This window comes from Novosphingobium sp. RL4 (assembly GCF_035658495.1).
GTDB lineage: Bacteria > Pseudomonadota > Alphaproteobacteria > Sphingomonadales > Sphingomonadaceae > Novosphingobium.
In genome coordinates this window covers 158,365-177,204 of record NZ_CP141944.1, presented here as the reverse complement: position 1 = coordinate 177,204, position 18,840 = coordinate 158,365, and the positions used below count along the sequence as shown (strand labels likewise).

The window sequence follows — 18,840 nt, the reverse complement described above, 5'->3', positions numbered from 1 at the left end:
GGTGCCGATGTTCGCTTCGCGCAAAGCCTTCCGGGCTCTGGTCCCGCTGGCCGGGCTGGCGCTCGCCGCCTGCGGATCTTCCGACAATTCGGCGTTGAGCGTCGCGGTGATCGGTGCTGCCGGCGATCCTTTCGAGGCCGGAGACAATCTGCCCCTGGCAGGCCAGCTCATTCGTGCCTCCACCGCCGAGGGGCTCGTTTCCTTCGACGAGAAGGGGCGGGTGATTCCCGCCTTGGCGGACCGCTGGATCGTTACCGACGACGGACAGAGCTACATCTTCCGGCTCCGCGACGGAGACTGGCTTTCAAGCGATCCGCTGACTGCCGAATCGGCGAAGAAGTCGCTGGAAGAGGCACTGAAATCGCTCGACGACACACCTCTGGCGCGTGACCTTGCCGGTATCGACGAAATTCGCGCAATGGCCGGAAGGGTCGTCGAAATCCGCCTGAACAGGCCGATGCCCTATTTGCTGCAACTGCTTGCGCAGCCCGAACTCGGCCTGACCTTCAAGCGGCGCGGCGCCGGGCCCATGCGGCTGGAGCGTGATCGGCAGACGGCGCGCCTGACACCGATCGACCCCGCAACCCTTGGGCTTCCCGCGATCGAGAACTGGGCACAGCGCACACGCCGGATCGACGTGCAGGCGCTGAATGGTCCCGCTGCAGTGGATGCCTTCAATGATGGCACGGTCGATCTGGTGATGGGGGGCGAGATACAGGACTTTCCGCTGACCCGTTCGGTGGGAATTCTGCGCGGCACCATCCAGGTTGATCCCGTGGTCGGGCTGTTCGGCCTCAAGATAATGAACGAGAAGGGTTTCCTTGCCGATCCTGCAAACCGGGAAGCCCTGTCCATGGCGATCGACCGCGATGGCCTGATCGCACCGTTCAGCCTTGGCGGCTGGTCCGGGACGACGCGGATCGTCACGCCAAGCCTTGACGGCGATCTCGGCACCATAGGCGAACGCTGGAGCGAGCAATCGCTTGAGGAGCGCCGCAGCCTGGCCACCGCGCGGATACGCCGCTGGGTGGCGGCTTCGGGGGGCAAAGGCGCGTCCGAACCGCCGGCTCCGGCGGTGCGGAGCGCGCGGGGTGCTTCGTCCCCGGTGCCCCTTCCCGCTCCGAACGGTCCGCGTGTTACGGTCTGGCTGCCCGTGGGCAGCGGATCGGACATCCTGCTGGACCGGCTGACCGCCGACCTCGCCGCGATCGGCGTGCATCTGGCGCGAACCGGCAGCGCCGAGGAAGCCGATCTCCTGCTGATTGACGACGTAGCCCGCTATCCGCGGGCGGCATGGTTCCTCAATCGGCTTTCCTGCAGCGCCCGGCACGGCCTCTGTTCCACGGATGCCGATGCCCGCGTTGCCGAAGCCGCCACAGCGGCGACCCCTCAGGAACGCTCGGCGCTGCTGACCGAAGCCGAGGCGGAGTTGACTGCCGCCAACGTCTTCATTCCCTTCGGAACACCCATCCGCTGGTCGCTGGTCCGTGGCAGCGTGGCCGGTTTCGCGCCGAACACCTGGGGATGGCACCCCTTGATGCCGCTGGCCTGGGTGCCCAAATAAGCGGAACGGCGTTCATGCCGATTGAGGAGTGCCACGACTTTGGCGACTGGACAGACTTCCGCCCGCCGCATGGACATGGACCTGCCGCTGGGCGCTGACGCGGTTTCGATCGTGCGCCGCGTCGAGATGGTCGAATATGTGCTGGAACGCGCCATCGCCCTGCCCGGCCTCCGTCGCAAAGTGGGGCTCGATGCGGTCGTCGGGCTGGTGCCGGTGGCCGGAGACGTGGTTTCGGCGGTCCTGGGGATGTACCTCGTCTGGGAAGCCCGCAATCTCGGCATGTCGAAGTGGCAACTCGCGCGGATGACCGCGAATGTCGGCGTGGATACGCTGCTGGGCGCCATTCCCCTCGCGGGCGACCTGTTCGACTTCATGTTCCGTTCGAATAGCCGGAACCTCAAGATGATTCGCAAGCATATCGACAGGCACCACCCCCATGCCCGGGTGATCGAGGGCTGAGATCCTTGAGACTTCCCTGCCTGCTGATCGCAGTCCTGCCGCTGGCAGCTTGCGGGCCATCCGATTCGGTACCCGGCCCGGGCGCCGTCACCATGGGTGAAGCCCGCGCGCTGGGCGAGGCGGCCGAGATGCTGGAGGTGCGGCGACCGCCTGCCGGAGTCGGCGGCGCCCATGGAGAGCCGGGAAAATCCAGCCCCAGCGAAGCGGCCACCCCCGCCCGCAACTGAACCTCAGTCGAAACTGATCCTGCCGCGCCCGGCCTTGACCGAGCCGCGCAGCTTCTTGCCTTTCAGCCGCTGCTCCTTGCCAACCCGGTTGAGACGGCTCTTTGCGCGCTTTTCCGGCAGTTTGTGAGCATCGCGCAGCATTTCCGCCAGTCGTTCGCGCGCATCGGCGCGGTTCGCTTCCTGCGTGCGGAAGCGGCGGGCGGTGAACATCAGTTCGCCCGCCGAGGTCATGCGGCTGCCGGCCAGTTCCCTCAGCCGTGCGAAGACCGGCGGAGCCAGCCGCAGCGCATAGACGTTGATCCGCAGCTGGACCGCCGTCGCCACCTTGTTGACGTTCTGCCCGCCCGGGCCGGTCGAGGCGATGAAGGCTTCGCTCGCCAGCGCCTGGGCGCGGCCGATGGTCTCCTCAACCTCGCTCATTCATCGCTGAAGCCGAACGCGGCGAAGTCTGCCGGGAGGGGCGCAACCGCCACGATCGGCTCCTTGTCACCACCGCGTGGGACCGTGATCGCGGCGGCGTGAAGCATGGTGCGCGGCGCGCCCTTGCTCGAACCATAGACCGGATCGCCAAGCAGCGGCACGCCGAGACCGGAAGCGGCATGGACGCGGATCTGGTGCGTGCGGCCGGTTTCAGGGCGGAATTCCACAAGGGTCATCCCGTTCTTCTCGTCCAGCTTGCGCCAGTGCGTGACGGCGGGCTTGCCCTTCTTGGCCGGGATCATGCGCCAGCCATCCTTGACGGTGCTGACCTTGGAAAGGTTGAGCGCGATAGTGCCTTCCTCGTCGGCGATGGTCCCGGCGACGATGCCGAGGTAGCGCTTCTCGACGACCTTTTCCTCGAAGGCGGCGGAGAACCGCTTCAGCGCCTTGGGGTTGCGGGCGAGCAGCAGGCAGCCCGAGGTGTCGCGGTCGAGCCGGTGGACCGGCGCAGGCGCGCGGTGGAAGCCGAGTTTCAGCTCGTCGAGCCGGTCTTCGAGGCTGCGGCCGCCCGCGCGGGGCGTGTCGAGCGGAAGGCCGCCCGGCTTGTCGATGACCAGCGCCTCGCCGTCCTCGAAGAGGATTTCCAGTTCCATGTTACGTCAATGCTTTCTCTATGCGCCGGAGCGCTTCTTCGAGCCGCGCGTCGTCTGCGGCGAAACTGATGCGGAAGCCGTCACGCCCGCCGAACGCCGAGGCCGGCACGAGTGCGACGCCTTGCTCCAGCAGGTGAAGGGTGAGTTTCACGTCGTCTCCGAAGCGCTCCATCAGCGGGGCGGCATCGATCATGCAATAGAACGCGCCCTCCGGAGTCGGCGTGGACAGTCCGGGAATCGCGTTGATCGCGGCCACCACCCTGTCCCTGCGGGCGCGGAAACGCTCGCGCCATTCGGCCAGGAAGTCCTGCGGGCCGGCAAAGGCGGCCACGGCGGCGGCCTGGCTGATAGAGCAGGGGTTTCCCGAGGAGTGCGACTGGAGCTTTTCCATCGCCTTTATCAACCACTGCGGGCCGGCGGCGACGCCGATGCGAAAACCCGTCATCGCGTGGCTTTTGGAAACGCCCGAGACGGTCAGGATGCGGTCCGCAAGATCGGGGCAGAGGTTCGCCAGCGTTGCATGCGGGCGGGCCTCTGTACCATCGAGCGTATAGTTGAGCGGCGCGTAGATATCGTCGGAAAGCACCATGACGCGCGGATGGCGGCGCAGCACTTCGCCGATGCCGCGAAGCATGTCTTCCGGATAGTAGGCGCCCGTCGGATTGCCGGGACTGTTGAGCAGAACCCACAGCGTGCGCGGGCCGATCTGCGCTTCGAGATCGGCGGGCGTGAAGCGGAAGTTGTCCTTCGCCAGGGTTGGCAGGGGCACGACCTTGCCGCCCGCGAAGCGCACGATCTCGGGATAGCTGACCCACCAGGGCGAAGGCACGATCACTTCGTCGCCTTCGCTCACCGTGGCCAGCATGGCGTGGAAGATCGCCTGCTTGCCGCCCGCGCTCACCGTCACTTGCGAGGCAGGAACCTCGATCCCGAGGTCGCGCGCGAAGTGCAGGGCAGCGGCCTGCTTGAGCTGCGAAGTGCCGCCGACTGCCGTGTATCTGGTCTGGCCATCGTCGAGCGCGGCCTTGGCGGCCTCGATCACGTGGGGCGGGGTGGCGAAATCAGGCTCGCCCACCGAAAGCGAGATGATGTCGAGGCCGGATTCGCGCAGTTCGATGGCGCGGTCGGTCATCGCGGTCGTCCCCGAGGGGGCGATGCGGGAGAGGGCGGCGGAGCTATGCATCAGCAGGACAACATCACTTGAGGAGTTGGGCCGGGAGAAGCCCCCGCAGCGAATTGCCGATCATGAAGCCATCGGCGAGATCGTCGAGCGTGAGTGCCGCTTCCACCGCGCGTTCCTGCTCGATCAGCGAGCGGCGCAGCACGCCGGGCAGCAGCCCGAGCGCGAGGGGCGGGGTAAGCAGCATGCCGTCCCGTTCGACGAAGAGATTGGTGAACGTGCCCTCAGTCACGAGCCCGTCGTCCCGCAGGAACAGGGCTTCCCCTGCGCCTGCCGCCTTGGCTGCCGCGAGGCCAGCCTCGTAGAAGCCGCGGTCGCTGGTCTTGTGGCGCAGGCGCCAGTCGCCGCTGTCGACCGGCAGGCGCAGCACGCCCACGATCACCGGCCCGGCAAAGGCTGGGGGCAGTTCGGAAAGTTCGAGCGCGTAGGCGCCGCTGCGCGAGGCGACGAGGCGCAGCTTAGAGGGGGCATCGGCATCGAAGCACAATGCCTGGATGGCATTGCGCACGGCGTGACGGTCGAAACTGAAGCCCAGCGTTTCGGCGCTGGCGCGAATCCGCTCGAGATGGAGTTCGAGCAGCGGAATGCCCTTTTCGGGCGTAAAGCACATCGTCTCGATCAGGTCGAAACTGGCGGGCGAGGATGCCCCTGCCGACTCTCTCACGAAACCCCCTTTGACCAGGCATTCCCGCCATTCGGGAAGCGCTTGTGAATCGGCGACCACGGCCGAGCCGACGCCCAGCACCGCGCGGCCGGTGCCGTTGTCGCCCGGCGTCAGGCGCAGAGTGCGGATTGCCACATTGAACGCGGCCTCGCCAGTAGGATCGATCCTGCCGATCGAGCCGCAATAAGGGCCGCGGGCATGGCGTTCCACTTCGGCGATCAGTTCCATGGCGCGGATCTTCGGCGCACCGGTGATCGAGCCGCAGGGGAAGAGCGCCCGCAGGATGTCCACCGCGCCCTTGCCTTGCGCCAGATCGGCCCGCACCGTCGAGACCATCTGGTGGACGGTGGGATAGCTTTCGATGGCGAAGGGATCCTCGACACGGACACTGCCTGCAGCGGCCACGCGCGAGAGGTCGTTGCGCATCAGGTCGAGGATCATGAGATTCTCGGCCCGGTCCTTGGTGGAGCCTGCGAGTTCGGCGCGCAGGTCTTCGTCCTGTGCCGCATCCCTGCCGCGCGGGCGGGTGCCTTTCATGGGGCGGACCGTTACTTGCCCGCCTTCCAGCGTGAAGAACAGTTCGGGCGAGAAGCTCAGCAGCCAGTGCGAGCCGTCGTGAATCACTCCGCCGTACCCGGCCGCCGCCGAGGGGCGGATCGCGGCGTAGAGCGCCAGCGGGTCGCCATGCCATGGTCCGGCCAGCGGGAAGGTGAGGTTGGCCTGGTAGATGTCGCCGGCCTCGATCGCGTCATGCAGGCGGGCGAAGGCCCGGGCGTAGGTCCCGCTGGATATCTGCGGTTCAAGCGGGCCGATGCCGCGCGGTCCGCCCGAGGCATGGCGGGCCAGCCAGCCGGGCATTTCGGCGGCCGCAACCGTCTCGTATCCCTCGAAGGCGCCGAACCACAGCAGCGGTCCCGCAGCGCCGATCCGGTCCGGCAGCAGCGCGGCCAGCTTCGGTTCCAGGGCGAGGCCGGCCTCGTAAGTCAGATATCCGGCAAGATGCAGTCCGTTTGCCGCCAACTGCTCGATACGCTCCAGCGCGGGGGCGATTTCGTGCGGCTGGCGGGCCACGACGATTTCGGTCGCGGCCCGGTAAAACCGGGCATCGGCGGCGCCTTCGCGGCGCGCATCATCAAGGAGGACGAAAGCTTCGGACATGTTCGGAAATGGGCCTTTAGCGATGAACGGCGCCGCTGGCAAAATCCCTCTCGCCCTCGCACCGAGGCCGCTCTATCACGATGGCGGGTGCAAGGAGCGGTGAATGGACGAGATTTTCCTGGGACTCGGTGGGAATGGTGAACGGCAGGTCCTGCGGCTGGGCCGCGCCAACCGTCACGGGCTGATCGCGGGAGCCACCGGCACCGGCAAGACCGTCACGCTCCAGACTATTGCCGAGCAGTTTTCCGCCGCCGGCGTGCCGGTTTTCCTCGCGGACGTGAAAGGCGATCTCTCGGGCATTTCGATGCCGGGCAGCCCGCAGTTCAAGAATGCCGCCATCCTGGAAGGGCGGGCCAGGGAAATCGGCATAACCGACTATGCCTACTCCGATAATCCGGCGGTCTTCTGGGATATCTATGGCGAGCAGGGCCATCCCGTCCGCACCACGATCTCGGAAATGGGGCCGTTGCTGCTCGCGCGGCTGATGGACCTCAACGATACGCAGGAAGGCGTTCTCAACATCGTCTTCCGCTATGCCGACGAGCAGGGGCTTCTGCTTCTCGATCTGCCCGATCTCCAGGCGATGCTTGCGCATGTCGCGGAAAATGCCGCTGCGCTTTCGGCCCGGTACGGCAATGTGACCAAGGCCAGTGTCGGTACTATCCAGCGGCAGGTCCTCGCGCTCGACAGTCAGGGCGCGGCGCGGTTCTTTGGCGAACCGGCGCTGGAAATCGCCGATTTCATCCGCTGCGACGACAAGGGGCGCGGCTACATCAACGTGCTCGCGGCCGACAAGCTGATGCGCAGTCCGAAGCTTTACGCCACTTTCCTGCTCTGGCTGCTGTCCGAACTGTTCGAGGTGCTTCCCGAAGTCGGCGACCCCGACAAGCCCCGGCTGGTGTTCTTCTTCGACGAGGCTCACCTCCTGTTCGACGATGCTCCCAAGGCCTTGCAGGACAAGGTGGAGCAGGTCGTCCGCCTCGTCCGTTCGAAGGGCGTGGGCGTCTACTTCGTCACCCAGAACCCGATCGACATTCCCGAGGATATCGCCGGTCAGCTCGGCAACCGCGTGCAGCACGCGCTGCGGGCCTTCACCCCGCGCGACAAGAAGGCGATCAAGGCGGCGGCGGATACGTTCCGCATCAATCCCGCGCTCGACGTGGAGGCGGCGATCACCGAATTGAAGGTCGGTGAGGCGCTGGTTTCCACGCTTGACGACGAAGGCGCGCCCACCGTTGTCCAGCGCACGCTGATCGCGCCGCCGCGTTCGCGGCTGGGTCCGATCGAGGCGAAGGAACGCGCGATCATCCAGTCCGTCAGCCCGTTCGACGGCAAGTACGATACCCCCGTGAACCGGGAAAGCGCGGAGGAAATCCTTGCCGCCAAGGCTGCCGATGCGGCCGCAACCGCGCAGGAAGTGGCGGAAAAGGGCAAGGAGGAAGTCGGCAAGCAGGAGCGCAAGAGCCCCAGTCTTTGGGACGGTCTGGGCGGAAAGGTGGCCAAGGCCGCTGCCGGCGCGGCGGCGGCGAGCGCCGGTTCGATTCTCGCGCAGTCGATGCAGGGCAGGAAAAGCCGTGCCGATCCCAAGGCTTCGGCCGCCAGCGCGGCGGCGGGAACGGTGGGGGATGCTCTTGGGAAAGCCATAGGTTTTCCGGGGCTTGGCCGGTTTGCGCGCAATCTCATCGGCGGCCTGATGCGCTGAGCTGATGGGGATATTCCGGGGCTCGATCCCGTTCGCGGCGCTGCTTGCTGTGCCGGGTGCCGCCGCGGCGCAGGAGACGGGTGGCACCATGGCCGAGCCGGCTGCCGCAATCGTGGTGGAGGCGCAGAAACCCGACCTTCCGTTCGGCCGACTGGACGATTCGGCAAGGCCGCTGGCCTATCGGCTGGACCTCACCGTGGACCCGTCGAAGCCGCGATTTTCCGGTCGGACAGAGATCGACCTGAACCTGACCAGAAAGACACCTAGACTATACCTGCACGGCCGGGAGCTCGGCATGACCCGGGTCGAGGCCCATTTTGCCGGGCGGACCCTTGTCGGCCACTGGAGGCAACTCGATGCAGAGGGTCTTGCCGAGGTGCGCTTCGACGAAGACCTTCCCGCAGGTCCGCTGACCCTGGCCTTCGATTACACCGCAGCCTTCGGACAGGGACCGGCCGGTCTGTTCCGCGTGGAAGTGGAGGGCGCCTGGTATGCCTGGAGCCAGTTCCAGTCCATCGATGCCCGCGCCGCCTTTCCCGGTTTCGACCAGCCGGGATTCAAGACGCCTTTCGCGATCACGCTGCGCACGCCGCCCGGCCTCGCCGCGATCAGCAACGGGCCGGAGACCGGCACTCCCGCGCTCGAGAACGGGCTGGCGGTTCACCGCTTCGCTCCGGGGCCGCCGCTGCCGACTTACCTTGTTGCGGTGATGGTCGGGCCTTTCGCGATCCTGTCCGGCGAAGTGCCCCCTACGCCGGAACGGAGCGAGCCGCTGCCGCTGCGGATCGTCTCCACGCGCCAGAATGCCGGAAACCTTGCTTTCGCGATGGAGGGGAGCAAGCGCATCGTCACCCTGCTGGAGGACTATTTCGGGGAGCGTTTTCCCTTCCCCAAGCTCGACCAGGTGACCAGCCCGATCCTGCCCGGCGCCATGGAGAACCCCGGCGCCGACCTCTACCGCGACGATATCCTCGTCATGGACGAAAACGCGCCGGTGGAGCAGCAGCGCCAGTTCGGCATGATCGTGGCCCATGAACTGGGCCACCAGTGGTTCGGCGATCTCGTCACGCCGGACTGGTGGGACGATCTCTGGCTGAACGAGAGTTTCGCCAATTGGATCGGTTACCGGGTGGGCGATCGCTGGCGGCCCGATCTCGGGATCGCGGGCGACGCGCTGGGCACCGGCTATCAGGCGATGGATATCGACGGGCTATTGGCGGGCCGCCCGATCCGCCAGTCGATCGAGACCAGCGACCAGATCGATTCGGCATTCGATTCCATCACTTATGGCAAAGGCGGCCACGTCGTCGGCATGATTGCCGATTGGCTGGGCGAGGATCGCTTCCGGCAGGGTGTGCGCCGATACATCGCCGCGCACCGGCAAGGCACCGCCACCAGCGCGGACTTTTTCGCCGCCCTTGCCGAAGTGGCGGGCGATCCCCGGCTGGTGCCGGCGCTGCGCAGTTTCGTGGAGCAGCAGGGCGTGCCGCTCCTCGCCATGCGCCAGACCGGCGACCGGCTGGCCGTGACCCAGCTTCGCTACACGACCGCCGGGGTGGCGACGCCCGATGCCCGCTGGACCATTCCGCTGTGCTTCCGCCGCGGCCTTCAGCGCACCTGCACGATCATGGACCAGCGAAGCCAGATCTTCACGGTTCCCGGCGAAGGCCCGGTGTTCCCCAATGCCGGCGGCAGCGGCTATTACCGTTTCGAACTGACGGCCCGGCACTGGAACGAACTCATCGCTTCGGCAGACGGTCTTCCCGGCGGCGAGGCGCTGGCGCTGGTCGATTCGCTGGACGCCTCCATCCGCGCGGGGCGCGGCAATGTCGGCGAAATGGCGCAGCTCGCCCGCAAGCTCATCCACCACCAGGATCCGCACGCCGCCGACGCACCGGACAAGGCGCTGGCCCGCTACATGATGCAGGGCTTCGTCAGCCCGCAGGCGCGCCGCAGTTTCGGCCTGCTGCGCGAACATCTTTACGCTCCGCTGCTCAAGGAGCTGGGCTTCGATCCCCGCTACGGCATCTATGCGCGCGAGGCTTCGGCGCGCACCCAGCGGCGGGTCCAGGTGGTATCCGCCCTGCTCAACACCGGGCGCGGCGGCAGCCTGCGCGACCAGCTTTCCAATGCCATGGCCGCCTATCTCGCGGGAGACAGGACCGCGCTCGATCCGGCCTGGCTGGACCATGCGCTGGATCTCTATCTCTACAAGCGCGACAATCAGGCCGCTCGCGATCTGGTGGACCGTGCGCTGTCTTCCGAAGACCCGGTGTTTCGCCCCGCCGCGCTTGCCGCCGCCTCGCGCACCAGCGATCCCAAGCTGGCCGCCTGGCTTCTCGCGCTTGACGATCCGCGCCTGCGCGAAAGCGAGAAGCGCGACCTGCTCGATGGGGTAATGGCGCGCAGCGCCACGCGCGAGATGGGCTACGACTGGGCTCTCGCCCATCTCGACGGGATGCTGGACAGCGGCGACGGCCAGTTCTTCGCCACCCGGCTGCCGCAAATGCTCGGCCGGTTCTGCTCGGTCGCCCGCGCCGAGCGCATCGCCCGCGATTTCAGGCTGCGCCTCGCCGGAACGCCCGGCGCTCTCGAACTGGACCGTGCGATCGAGCGGGTGCGCAACTGCGGCTTGCTGGACGACATGCTGGGCGAGCAGATCGACGCCGGTTTCGCGAGGATGAAGTAACCGGCAGGCAGGGGCTTCTCCTAACCGACCGGGAGTTCCAGCCGCGCTGTCAGCCCCTCGATCGTGCCGTTTGCCGAGACCCGGTTCGACAGCTTGAGCGCGCCGCCGTGCTGGTCCGCGATCGCGCGGGCGAGGGCAAGGCCGAGGCCGGCGCCGCCGGTGGCGCTGTTGCGCGAAGGGTCGCCGCGGGTGAAGGGGTTCATCATCGCGTCGATGGAATCGTCGGGTATGCCCGGCCCATCGTCCTCGATGAGGATCACCGCCCGCGTCGTTCCATCGCGCCCGTCCTCGCGCGAGAGCGAGACGCGTGCGCGCTCGCCGTAGCGCAGGGCATTGCCGATCAGGTTGCGCAGGGCGCGCCGGATCCAGGTCGGGCGCAGTTCGAGCGCGACGCGTTCGGTATCGCCCACGTCCACCGGCTCGCCCATGTCCTCGTATTCCTCGATCACCGAGAACATCAGCGCCGAAAGTTCGGTGCGTTCCAGCGGGTCGCTCGGGCGGCCGACGCGGGCGAGGGACAGGATATCGTCCAGGGTATGGACGATGTCCTCGATGGTGGTGGCCATGCGGCCGCGTTCCACATCGTCGGTGACGGATTCGATGCGTACGCGCAGCGCGGCGAGCGGGGTCTTGAGATCGTGGCCGATGGCGCCGAGCATGACGTTCTTCTCGTCCAGCAGGGCGGCGATGCGCGATTCCATGGCGTTGTGCGCCACGATCAGGCGCTGCATGTCCTCAGGGCCGGAAGGGGCAAGCTGGCCGTCGACGTCCTGCGTGGCGGCGAAGCGTTCGAGGCGGCGGGTAAGGGCGGCCAGCGGGCGGGTGATGCGGCGCAGGATCAGCGCCACGGCGCCCATGATGACCACGTAGATGATGATCGTCTGGATCAGGATCGGCGTGATCAGCACGTTCTCGGCCCGCGGCGCGCGCACGCGGGAGATGATCCAGTTGCCGCTGTCATCGGTGCGCACGCCCACCACCAGCAGGTTGGCGCGCATCAGGCCCTGCGTTTCCTCGCGCGAGAGGCCGTAGCCCGCCGCGCGTTCCAGCGCGTTCCGGCGGGCCACGCGGTCACGCCCGACATCGCGGTGGACGACGACGATCTCGCGGATCGGGAATTCCTGGTCGGCAAGGATGCGGGCTATGCCGGCCTCGGCCTCCTCGTCGCGGGTCTCGCCGGGGGCGACGGGCGAGCGCGTGCTGTATTCGAGGTGGTAGCCCTTGGGCGGCGGGCCGGAAAGTTGCACGCGCGGGCCGCCGTCATGGCGGCGCGATAGCGCACGGGGGCCGCGCGTTTCCATGACCAGCCTGAAGGCGGAGGCGTTGAGCATGCTCGCCTCGTACCCTTCGCGCTGGGCGCGGTAGACGAAGAACGCGCCGAGGCCCTGCACGAGCATCAGCGCGACCGCGATGGCAAGCAGCATCTGGCCCATCAGGCTGTGGGGACGAGGCATCTTCAGGCTCGACATGGGGGCGATCCGATCAGTCCGCTTCGAGCGGTACGCGCTGCACGTCGGTAGCGAGCATGTAGCCGCCGCCCCAGACCGTCTGGATCAGTTGCGGATTGCGCGAATCGACTTCGATCTTGCGGCGCAGGCGGCTGACCTGGTTATCCACCGCGCGGTCGAACAGGTGCGCCTCGCGGCCCTGCACCATGTCCAGCAGGCGGTCGCGGTTCAGCACCTGGCGGGGGTGTTCGAGGAAGGCCATGAGCAGGCGGAACTCGACCGAGGAGATCGGCACGGTCGCGCCCTCGGCATCGGACAGGCGGCGCTTGAGCGGGTCCAGCAGCCAGCCCTCGAAGGCGAAGGCCTCGTTCTCCGGTGCCTGCGCGGGTACGCGGGCGGCGCGGCGCAGCACCGAGCGGATGCGGGCCACCAGCTCGCGCGGTTCGAACGGTTTCACCACATAGTCGTCCGCGCCGATCTCAAGGCCAACGATCCGGTCGGTCGCCTCGCCGCGGGCGGTGAGGAAGATCACCGGAATGTCCTGCGCTTCCACGAGGTGGCGGCACAGCGAGAGGCCGTCCTCGCCGGGCATCATGATATCGAGCAGGACGAGGTCGGGCTTCTCGCCCTGCAGCTTGCTCCGGGCTTCGGCGGCGCTGGTGGCCGGCGTGACGGCAAACCCCTGGCGCGACAGATAGTCGGCCAGGGGCTCGCGGAGTGCAGCTTCGTCGTCGACCAGCAGGACGCGGGCGGGCGAGATGTCGTTCATTCCATTCCTTTTCCGGCCGGTCGCTCGGGCGGGCTTCGATTTACTTCTTCGCGGGCGGCGGCGGAGCGTCAGGCGCGCCGCGTGCGTCCCGGCGGTCGTTCTTGCGGGCCTGCCACTCGCTGCGCATCCTGTCACGCGCGGCGCGGCGTTCCTCGGGGGTGATCTTGCCGTCCTTGTCGGTGTCCACCGCATCGAAGCGCTGGAGCGCGGCGGTGACGAATTCGGCGCGGGTGACGGCGCGGTCGCCATCGGCATCGGCCTTGCCCAGGCCCATCATCGGCCCCTTCATCCCGCCGCGCGGACCGCCGTGGCGGCCATGGCGTTCGGGGCGGCCATCCTTGCCGGGGCCATTCATGTCGGGGCCATTCATGTCGGGGCCACCGGGAGGCGGCGGGGGCATGTCGCCCGGCCCTGCGCCATCGGGGCGATCGCCGCCGGGGCGGGGACCGCGATCGCCGTCCGGGCCGCGATCGGCCATGAACTCGGCTTTGGAGATCGAGCCGTCCCGGTTGGTGTCGAGCCGGTCGAACATGCCCTCGCGCCTCTGCTGGCGGCGGGCCTCGCGGTCGGCGCGGTCGAGCTTGCCGTCCTTGTTCACGTCGAGCCGGGCGAACATCGCCTCCGCGCGGGCCTGTGCCTCGGCGCGGGTTTCGATACGGTCACGCTCGGGGGCTGCCGGCGATGTCGCCGAAGGGGCCGCCGGCCTGGTCGTCGCATTCTGGGCGCCGGCCATTCCGCCAATCGCCAGGGCTGCGGCGGAGATGCCGATGGTGATCGTGCGGAAGCGATTCATGCTCATGGCTCTCTTTCTCGAAAAACTGGCGAAAGCCGTGGGGCGGGGAAGGGAGGGGGAAGGAACGCCCCGCGGCTTTCTGATGCCCGGTCTAATCGCCGCTTGTCGCGCAGTTGTGCCGTCTTGCGGGTTTATTGTCGCCAATTGTCACAGGCTTGGCACTCCATTCAGCGCGAGGCAAGCCTTCCGGCAAACTCATCGCGGGCGATGCTGCGTTCCTGCACCGGCGGTAATGAACAGGGCGGTGGCCGGTCCGTCGACATCGGCGGTGTGCCAGGCGCCGGGCGGGTTTATCGCATATTCGCCGGGGCCGATGGTCACGCTGCGGGCGCTGCCGTCCGCCAGTTCCTGATGCAGGGTCATGGCGCCGGCGAGGCAGACCACGAGTTCGTCGCCCGCCGGGTGCATTTCCCAGCTGTCCCAGCTTTCGGCGAAATCGTACATCGAGACGAGCCGGCCCTCGGCACCGTCCGGCGCGGTGCGTTCGGAATAGGCGGCGTACCATTCCATGCCGGTGAAGGCGGGCTGGGCACGGGCTGCCGCGCCGAGGCCGAGGTGGACCGGATGGGTCCTGAGATCGTGTACGGGTTCCGTCATGGGCAGATCCTCCCGGCAATCCTGTTGCCGGGAGGATGCTACGCCTGAGCCGCAAGGCTCACAATATCGGAAGCAGCCGCACCGCAACGGCTCCGTATCGATGCGGCGATATCAGAGCGGCAGGCACTGCTCTTCGAGCCAGACCTTCACTTCGCCGTCAAGCTGCGGGCCGATCACGTCGAGCACCCTGGCGTGATAGGCGTTCCACCAGGCCGTCTCGTCCGCCGAGAGCAGGGAGGTGTCCACCATGCGGCGGTCGATCGGCACCAGCGTCAGCGTTTCGAAGCCGAAGTATTCGCCGTCCGAACCGGCGAACCGGCGCGGTTCGACGAGGATCAGGTTCTCGATGCGGATGCCGTACTCGCCCGCCTTGTAGTAGCCCGGCTCGTCGCTGAGGATCATTCCCGCGAGCAGTTCCTGCGACGTGCCGGCCTGTCCGCCGGCCGGCTTGCCGATGCGCTGCGGGCCTTCATGGACGGAAAGGAAGCTGCCCACGCCGTGGCCGGTGCCGTGGGCGTAGTCGAGACCGACCTGCCACAGGAACTGGCGGGCAAGCGCATCGAGCTGGCCGCCGTTGGTGCCCTTGGGGAACACGGCGCCGTCGATGGCGATGGTGCCCTTGAGCACGCGGGTGAAGCGGTCCTTCACTTCGGCGAGGGGTTCGCCGGTGCCGATCCATACGGTGCGGGTGATGTCGGTGGTGCCGTAAGGGTACTGTCCGCCTGAATCGACGAGATAGACGCTTTCGGGAAGCAGGGTCAGGCTCGATTCCTCGGAGACGCGGTAGTGCGGGCTGGCCGCGTTCGGGCCCGCGCCCGAAATCGTGTCGAACGAGAGATCGCGCAAGTCGCCGCATTCGCGGCGGAAGGCGTGGAGGCGGTCGGACGCGCTCATCTCGGTCACTTCGCCCCTGGGGCCTTCGACCGACAGCCAGTGCAGGAAGCGGGTGACGGCCACGCCGTCGATCGCCTGCGCCTGCCGGTGGCCCTGCCGTTCGACCGGGTTCTTCACGGCCTTGGGCAGGATCGTGGGATCGCGTTCCTCGACGATCGTGGCGCCCGCGGCGCGCAGGGTCTCGAACACGGCGGCCACGGCATTGTCGGGATCGACCGCGACACGCTTGCCGGCCAGGGTGCCGAGGCCGGAAACGAAAGCGCCGCGCGGCTGGATGCGCACGGCATTGCCAAGGTGCTGGCGAAGCTGCGGCGTCACCTTCTCGTCGGCGATGTAGAGATCGGCGGTGCCGTCGGCATGGGCGACGACGTAGGACAGCGCCACCGGGGTCCGCTCCACGTCGGTGCCGCGCAGGTTGAGCAGCCAGGCAATCGAATCCAGCGCCGAGATCACGGTGGCGTCGAGGCCTCGCGCGGTCAGCCATTCGGAGACGGCGGCGCGCTTGGCCTTGCTCGATTCGCCGGCGAGCCCATCGTCATGGACGAGCGCGGGGGCAGGTGAGGGTGCGGGCTGGTCTTCCCACACCGCGTCGATCGGGTTGCCGTCCACCGCGACGAGGGTGCCGCCCACAGCGGCGAGCGCGGCCTGCGCCGCTTCCACCCACTTCGATCCGTGCAGCCAGGCGTCGTAGCCGATCCTGGCGCCCTTGGGGGCATATTGCCCCAGCCAGCGCGCGGGGCTGGTCTGCGGCACGCTTTCATAGGCGTAGAACCGGCCGTCCACCTGATCGCGCACCTGAAGGGTGTAGCGACCGTCCACGAACATGGCGGCGGCGGGCGACAGCGCGGGATCGGTCAGCACCACGGCGCTGCCGGCCGAGCCGCCGAAGCCGGTGAGCCAGGCAAGGCGCTGCGCATAGGCGCCGACATATTCGCTCATGTGCTCATCCGAGATCGGAATCACGAAGCCATCGAGGCCGCGCGATTTCAGTTCGCCGCGCAGGGCATCGAGGCGCGCTTCATGGGTATTCATCAACATGGAAAAGGTATCCGGCTTGCGGGGGTCATGGTGCGATCATAGATGGAGGTCATGGCAGATTCCACCCAGACCCTTTCCGGTCCTCCACAGGCGGCGAAGAAGCCGCATTCCTTCACTCACCATGGCCTTGCCGTCGAAGACGACTACGCCTGGCTGCGCGACGCCGGTTATCCCGAAGTTACCGACAAGGCCGTTCTGGAGCACCTCGAAGCGGAAAACCGCTGGTTCGAGTCGCGCATGGCGGATCGTCAGGGCAAGATCGACGCGCTGTTCAAGGAAATGCGCGCGCGCATCAAGGAAGCCGACAAGTCGGTGCCGCAGAAGGACGGCGACTGGCTCTACTGGATCGAATTCGAGGAAGGCGCCGAATACAAGAAGTGGTGGCGCCGCCCCGTCGGCGCGACCGATGACGGCAGCGCCGACGAACTGATCCTCGACGAAGTGGCGCTGGCCGAGGGCAAGGAGTATTTCAACCTCGGCGCGATCTCGACCAGCAACGACGGCAAGCTGCTTGCCTATTCGGTGGACGACAACGGCTCCGAGCGCTTCACCGTCCACGTCAAGGTGCTGGCGACCGGCGAACTCCTGGCGGACGAGATTCCCGGCACGCTGTCCGGTCTCGTCTGGGTCGCGGGCGACAAGGGCCTGGTCTATTCGCTCGCCAACGAGCAGTGGCGCACCGACAATGCCCGCCTGCACTGGCTGGGCCAGCCGCTGGAAAACGACGTCGAACTCTATCACGAGAACGACGAGGGCTTCCGCGTCGGGTCGTCGCTCTCGTCGAACGAGAAGTGGCTGCTGATCGGCACCAGCGACCATGAGACCAGCGAATGCCGCATGGTCCTCGCCAGCGATCCGCTGGGCGAGCAGATTCTGGTGAAGCCGCGCCAGAAGGGCGTGGAATACGATGTCGATGAGCGCGACGGCGTGCTCTACATCCACACCAACGACACCCACGAGAACTTCCGCTTCGCCACCGCGCCGCTGGAGAATCCCGGCGAATGGACCACGCTGATCGAGGGTACCGACGCGTTCTACCTCACCGGCGCCGACCTGTTCCGCGACTTCTACGTGACCGAAGGCCGCAAGCTGGTGGGACACGGCGCCGGGCTCGACCAGATCGAGGTCCGCTACTACGACGATCCCGCCCGCGTGGAGCCGATCACCTTCCCGGAAGCCAGCTATTCGGCAGGCCTTTCGAACAATCCCGAATGGCACATGGACGTGCTGCGCCTGACCTACGAATCGATGGTCAGCCCTTCGTCGGTCATCGATTACGACGTGGCGGCGCGCACGATGGAAGTGCTCAAGGTCCAGGAAATCCCCTCGGGCTACGATGCCTCGCTCTATGCGACGGAACGGCTGGAAATCGCGGCGCGGGACGGCACGCCGATCCCGGTCTCGATCGTCTACCGCCGCGACAGGACGGGCGCGGGGCCGCTGCACCTCTACGGCTACGGCGCCTATGGCATCTCGATCGATCCCGGCTTCTCGACCACGCGGCTCAGCCTGGTCGATCGCGGCTTCGCTTATGCCATCGCCCATATCCGCGGCGGCGACGATCTGGGCCGCGCCTGGTACAAGGCGGGCAAGCTGGAGAAGCGGAACAATACCTTCAACGACTTCGTGGATGTGGCCAGGGGCCTGATCGCGCGCGGCTTCACCGAGGCGGGCAGGATCTCGATCTCGGGCGGATCGGCGGGCGGCGAGCTGATGGGCGCGGTGGTCAACTCCGATCCTGAACTGTTCGGCGCGGTGGTGGCGCATGTGCCCTTCGTGGACGTGCTCAGCACCATGCTCGACGATACCCTGCCGCTGACGCCGGGCGAATGGCCGGAATGGGGCAATCCCATCGAGGACAAGGCCGCCTTCGAGCTGATCCGCAGCTACTCGCCCTACGATCAGGTCAAGGCCCAGGCCTATCCGCCGCTCATGGTGACGGCCGGCCTCAACGACCCGCGCGTGACGTACTGGGAACCCGCCAAGTGGGTGGCGAAGCTGCGCGAACTGAAGACCGACGATAACGAGCTGATCCTCAAGACCAACATGGGCGCGGGCCACGGCGGCAAGTCCGGCCGGTTCGAGAGCCTGAAGGAAACGGCGGAGGAGTTCGCCTTCATCCTCTGGCAGCTCGGCGTTACCGAGTGAAGCCGCCCTTCACCCTGACCTTCACGGCGCAGGCCCATGACATCGACGTCATGGGCCACGTCAACAATGCGGTCTGGGTGCGGTGGATGGAGGCCATGGCCACGGCGCACTGGGAAGCGGTGGCCATGCCCGATCATCAGGCGAGATACGCCTGGGTCGTGACCCGGCACGAGATCGACTATCGCGGCAATATCCGCGAGGGCGAGAGCGTGACCGGGGAAACCTTCATCCCCGAAGGCCCGACCGGCGCGCGGTTCGTGCGCCGGGTGGATTTCCGCAATGCGGCGGGCAGGGTGCTCGTTTCCGCGAAGACGACCTGGGCCATGATCGAGATCGCCTCGCAGCGCCTGATGCGGGTGCCGCCGGAAGTGGCCGCGCCGTTCTGGGACGGGGCCGGATAAACATCCCTATCGTCACCCTGAAGCGAATTCAGGGTG

16 protein-coding genes are annotated in these 18,840 nt (G+C 67.2%); 7 read left to right on the top strand and 9 right to left on the bottom strand.

Annotation, left to right across the window (positions count from 1 at the left end; translation table 11 throughout):
* Window positions 1-7: 7 nt before the first annotated feature.
* From U9J33_RS00800 to U9J33_RS00790, 3 genes are all read left to right on the top strand, one after another.
* Window positions 8-1,564, top strand: coding sequence for an ABC transporter substrate-binding protein (locus U9J33_RS00800; RefSeq protein ID WP_324699088.1), 1,557 nt, complete (start codon window positions 8-10; stop codon window positions 1,562-1,564).
* Window positions 1,565-1,633: 69 nt separating this feature from the next.
* On the top strand, window positions 1,634-2,023 hold the full coding sequence (locus U9J33_RS00795) for a DUF4112 domain-containing protein (protein ID WP_054442215.1): 390 nt from the start codon (window positions 1,634-1,636) through the stop codon (window positions 2,021-2,023).
* A 5-nt stretch (window positions 2,024-2,028) separates the two neighbouring features.
* Window positions 2,029-2,250 (top strand): hypothetical protein, encoded by a 222-nt coding sequence (locus U9J33_RS00790; protein ID WP_324697236.1) that lies wholly within the window; start codon window positions 2,029-2,031, stop codon window positions 2,248-2,250.
* 3 nt (window positions 2,251-2,253) lie between these two features.
* On the opposite strand, the gene arfB is transcribed toward U9J33_RS00790, so the two are convergent.
* Genes arfB through pabB form a run of 4 tightly spaced genes read right to left on the bottom strand, consistent with a single transcriptional unit; the run spans window position 2,254 to window position 6,325 of the window.
* A complete protein-coding gene (arfB, locus tag U9J33_RS00785) occupies window positions 2,254-2,670 on the bottom strand; it encodes an alternative ribosome rescue aminoacyl-tRNA hydrolase ArfB (RefSeq protein WP_185998432.1) in 417 nt (138 codons plus the stop codon).
* Complete coding sequence (locus U9J33_RS00780) at window positions 2,667-3,323, bottom strand: RluA family pseudouridine synthase (protein ID WP_324697233.1); 657 nt, start codon at window positions 3,321-3,323, stop codon at window positions 2,667-2,669. The genes arfB and U9J33_RS00780 overlap by 4 nt, the downstream gene beginning before the upstream one ends.
* A gap of 1 nt (window position 3,324) precedes the next feature.
* Window positions 3,325-4,506: a pyridoxal phosphate-dependent aminotransferase gene (locus U9J33_RS00775; protein WP_132468663.1), complete on the bottom strand. Its 1,182-nt coding sequence runs from the start codon at window positions 4,504-4,506 to the stop codon at window positions 3,325-3,327.
* A gap of 13 nt (window positions 4,507-4,519) precedes the next feature.
* Window positions 4,520-6,325 (bottom strand): aminodeoxychorismate synthase component I, encoded by a 1,806-nt coding sequence (gene pabB / locus U9J33_RS00770; protein ID WP_324697229.1) that lies wholly within the window; start codon window positions 6,323-6,325, stop codon window positions 4,520-4,522.
* A gap of 103 nt (window positions 6,326-6,428) precedes the next feature.
* Between pabB and U9J33_RS00765 the strand changes: the two genes are divergently transcribed.
* Both U9J33_RS00765 and U9J33_RS00760 read left to right on the top strand, forming a co-directional pair.
* Entirely contained in the window at window positions 6,429-8,027 is a 1,599-nt protein-coding gene (locus U9J33_RS00765; protein WP_324697227.1) for a helicase HerA-like domain-containing protein, read from the top strand.
* A 4-nt stretch (window positions 8,028-8,031) separates the two neighbouring features.
* On the top strand, window positions 8,032-10,716 hold the full coding sequence (locus U9J33_RS00760) for a M1 family metallopeptidase (protein WP_324697225.1): 2,685 nt from the start codon (window positions 8,032-8,034) through the stop codon (window positions 10,714-10,716).
* Window positions 10,717-10,736: 20 nt separating this feature from the next.
* Here the strand turns inward: U9J33_RS00760 and U9J33_RS00755 are convergent, their stop codons facing one another.
* From U9J33_RS00755 to U9J33_RS00735, 5 genes are all read right to left on the bottom strand, one after another.
* Window positions 10,737-12,170 carry an ATP-binding protein gene (locus U9J33_RS00755; RefSeq protein WP_324697223.1) on the bottom strand — a complete coding sequence of 478 codons (1,434 nt, stop codon included), beginning with the start codon at window positions 12,168-12,170 and terminating at the stop codon, window positions 10,737-10,739.
* A 28-nt stretch (window positions 12,171-12,198) separates the two neighbouring features.
* A complete protein-coding gene (locus tag U9J33_RS00750) occupies window positions 12,199-12,933 on the bottom strand; it encodes a response regulator (protein WP_324697221.1) in 735 nt (244 codons plus the stop codon).
* 40 nt (window positions 12,934-12,973) lie between these two features.
* Window positions 12,974-13,732: an EF-hand domain-containing protein gene (locus tag U9J33_RS00745; protein WP_324697219.1), complete on the bottom strand. Its 759-nt coding sequence runs from the start codon at window positions 13,730-13,732 to the stop codon at window positions 12,974-12,976.
* A 189-nt stretch (window positions 13,733-13,921) separates the two neighbouring features.
* Window positions 13,922-14,323 carry a cupin domain-containing protein gene (locus U9J33_RS00740; protein WP_324697216.1) on the bottom strand — a complete coding sequence of 134 codons (402 nt, stop codon included), beginning with the start codon at window positions 14,321-14,323 and terminating at the stop codon, window positions 13,922-13,924.
* Between the two features lie 111 nt (window positions 14,324-14,434).
* Window positions 14,435-16,255 (bottom strand): aminopeptidase P family protein, encoded by a 1,821-nt coding sequence (locus tag U9J33_RS00735; protein ID WP_324697214.1) that lies wholly within the window; start codon window positions 16,253-16,255, stop codon window positions 14,435-14,437.
* Between the two features lie 42 nt (window positions 16,256-16,297).
* On the opposite strand from U9J33_RS00735, the gene U9J33_RS00730 reads away from it, so the two are divergent.
* Window positions 16,298-18,403 (top strand): S9 family peptidase, encoded by a 2,106-nt coding sequence (locus tag U9J33_RS00730; protein ID WP_324697212.1) that lies wholly within the window; start codon window positions 16,298-16,300, stop codon window positions 18,401-18,403.
* Between the two features lie 50 nt (window positions 18,404-18,453).
* Window positions 18,454-18,804: an acyl-CoA thioesterase gene (locus tag U9J33_RS00725; protein ID WP_221937218.1), complete on the top strand. Its 351-nt coding sequence runs from the start codon at window positions 18,454-18,456 to the stop codon at window positions 18,802-18,804.
* Window positions 18,805-18,840: the final 36 nt, after the last annotated feature.

Coding starts and splice junctions, on each gene's coding strand:
- pabB (WP_324697229.1), bottom strand. CDS start 6,325: ATGTCCGAAGCTTTCGTCCTCCTTGATGATGCGCGCCGCGAAGGCGCC.
- U9J33_RS00755 (WP_324697223.1), bottom strand. CDS start 12,170: ATGCCTCGTCCCCACAGCCTGATGGGCCAGATGCTGCTTGCCATCGCG.
- U9J33_RS00745 (WP_324697219.1), bottom strand. CDS start 13,732: ATGAGCATGAATCGCTTCCGCACGATCACCATCGGCATCTCCGCCGCA.
- arfB (WP_185998432.1), bottom strand. CDS start 2,670: ATGAGCGAGGTTGAGGAGACCATCGGCCGCGCCCAGGCGCTGGCGAGC.
- U9J33_RS00765 (WP_324697227.1), top strand. CDS start 6,429: ATGGACGAGATTTTCCTGGGACTCGGTGGGAATGGTGAACGGCAGGTC.
- U9J33_RS00760 (WP_324697225.1), top strand. CDS start 8,032: ATGGGGATATTCCGGGGCTCGATCCCGTTCGCGGCGCTGCTTGCTGTG.
- U9J33_RS00795 (WP_054442215.1), top strand. CDS start 1,634: ATGGACATGGACCTGCCGCTGGGCGCTGACGCGGTTTCGATCGTGCGC.
- U9J33_RS00730 (WP_324697212.1), top strand. CDS start 16,298: ATGGAGGTCATGGCAGATTCCACCCAGACCCTTTCCGGTCCTCCACAG.
- U9J33_RS00740 (WP_324697216.1), bottom strand. CDS start 14,323: ATGACGGAACCCGTACACGATCTCAGGACCCATCCGGTCCACCTCGGC.
- U9J33_RS00775 (WP_132468663.1), bottom strand. CDS start 4,506: ATGCATAGCTCCGCCGCCCTCTCCCGCATCGCCCCCTCGGGGACGACC.
- U9J33_RS00750 (WP_324697221.1), bottom strand. CDS start 12,933: ATGAACGACATCTCGCCCGCCCGCGTCCTGCTGGTCGACGACGAAGCT.
- U9J33_RS00800 (WP_324699088.1), top strand. CDS start 8: ATGTTCGCTTCGCGCAAAGCCTTCCGGGCTCTGGTCCCGCTGGCCGGG.
- U9J33_RS00725 (WP_221937218.1), top strand. CDS start 18,454: ATGGGCCACGTCAACAATGCGGTCTGGGTGCGGTGGATGGAGGCCATG.
- U9J33_RS00780 (WP_324697233.1), bottom strand. CDS start 3,323: ATGGAACTGGAAATCCTCTTCGAGGACGGCGAGGCGCTGGTCATCGAC.
- U9J33_RS00735 (WP_324697214.1), bottom strand. CDS start 16,255: ATGTTGATGAATACCCATGAAGCGCGCCTCGATGCCCTGCGCGGCGAA.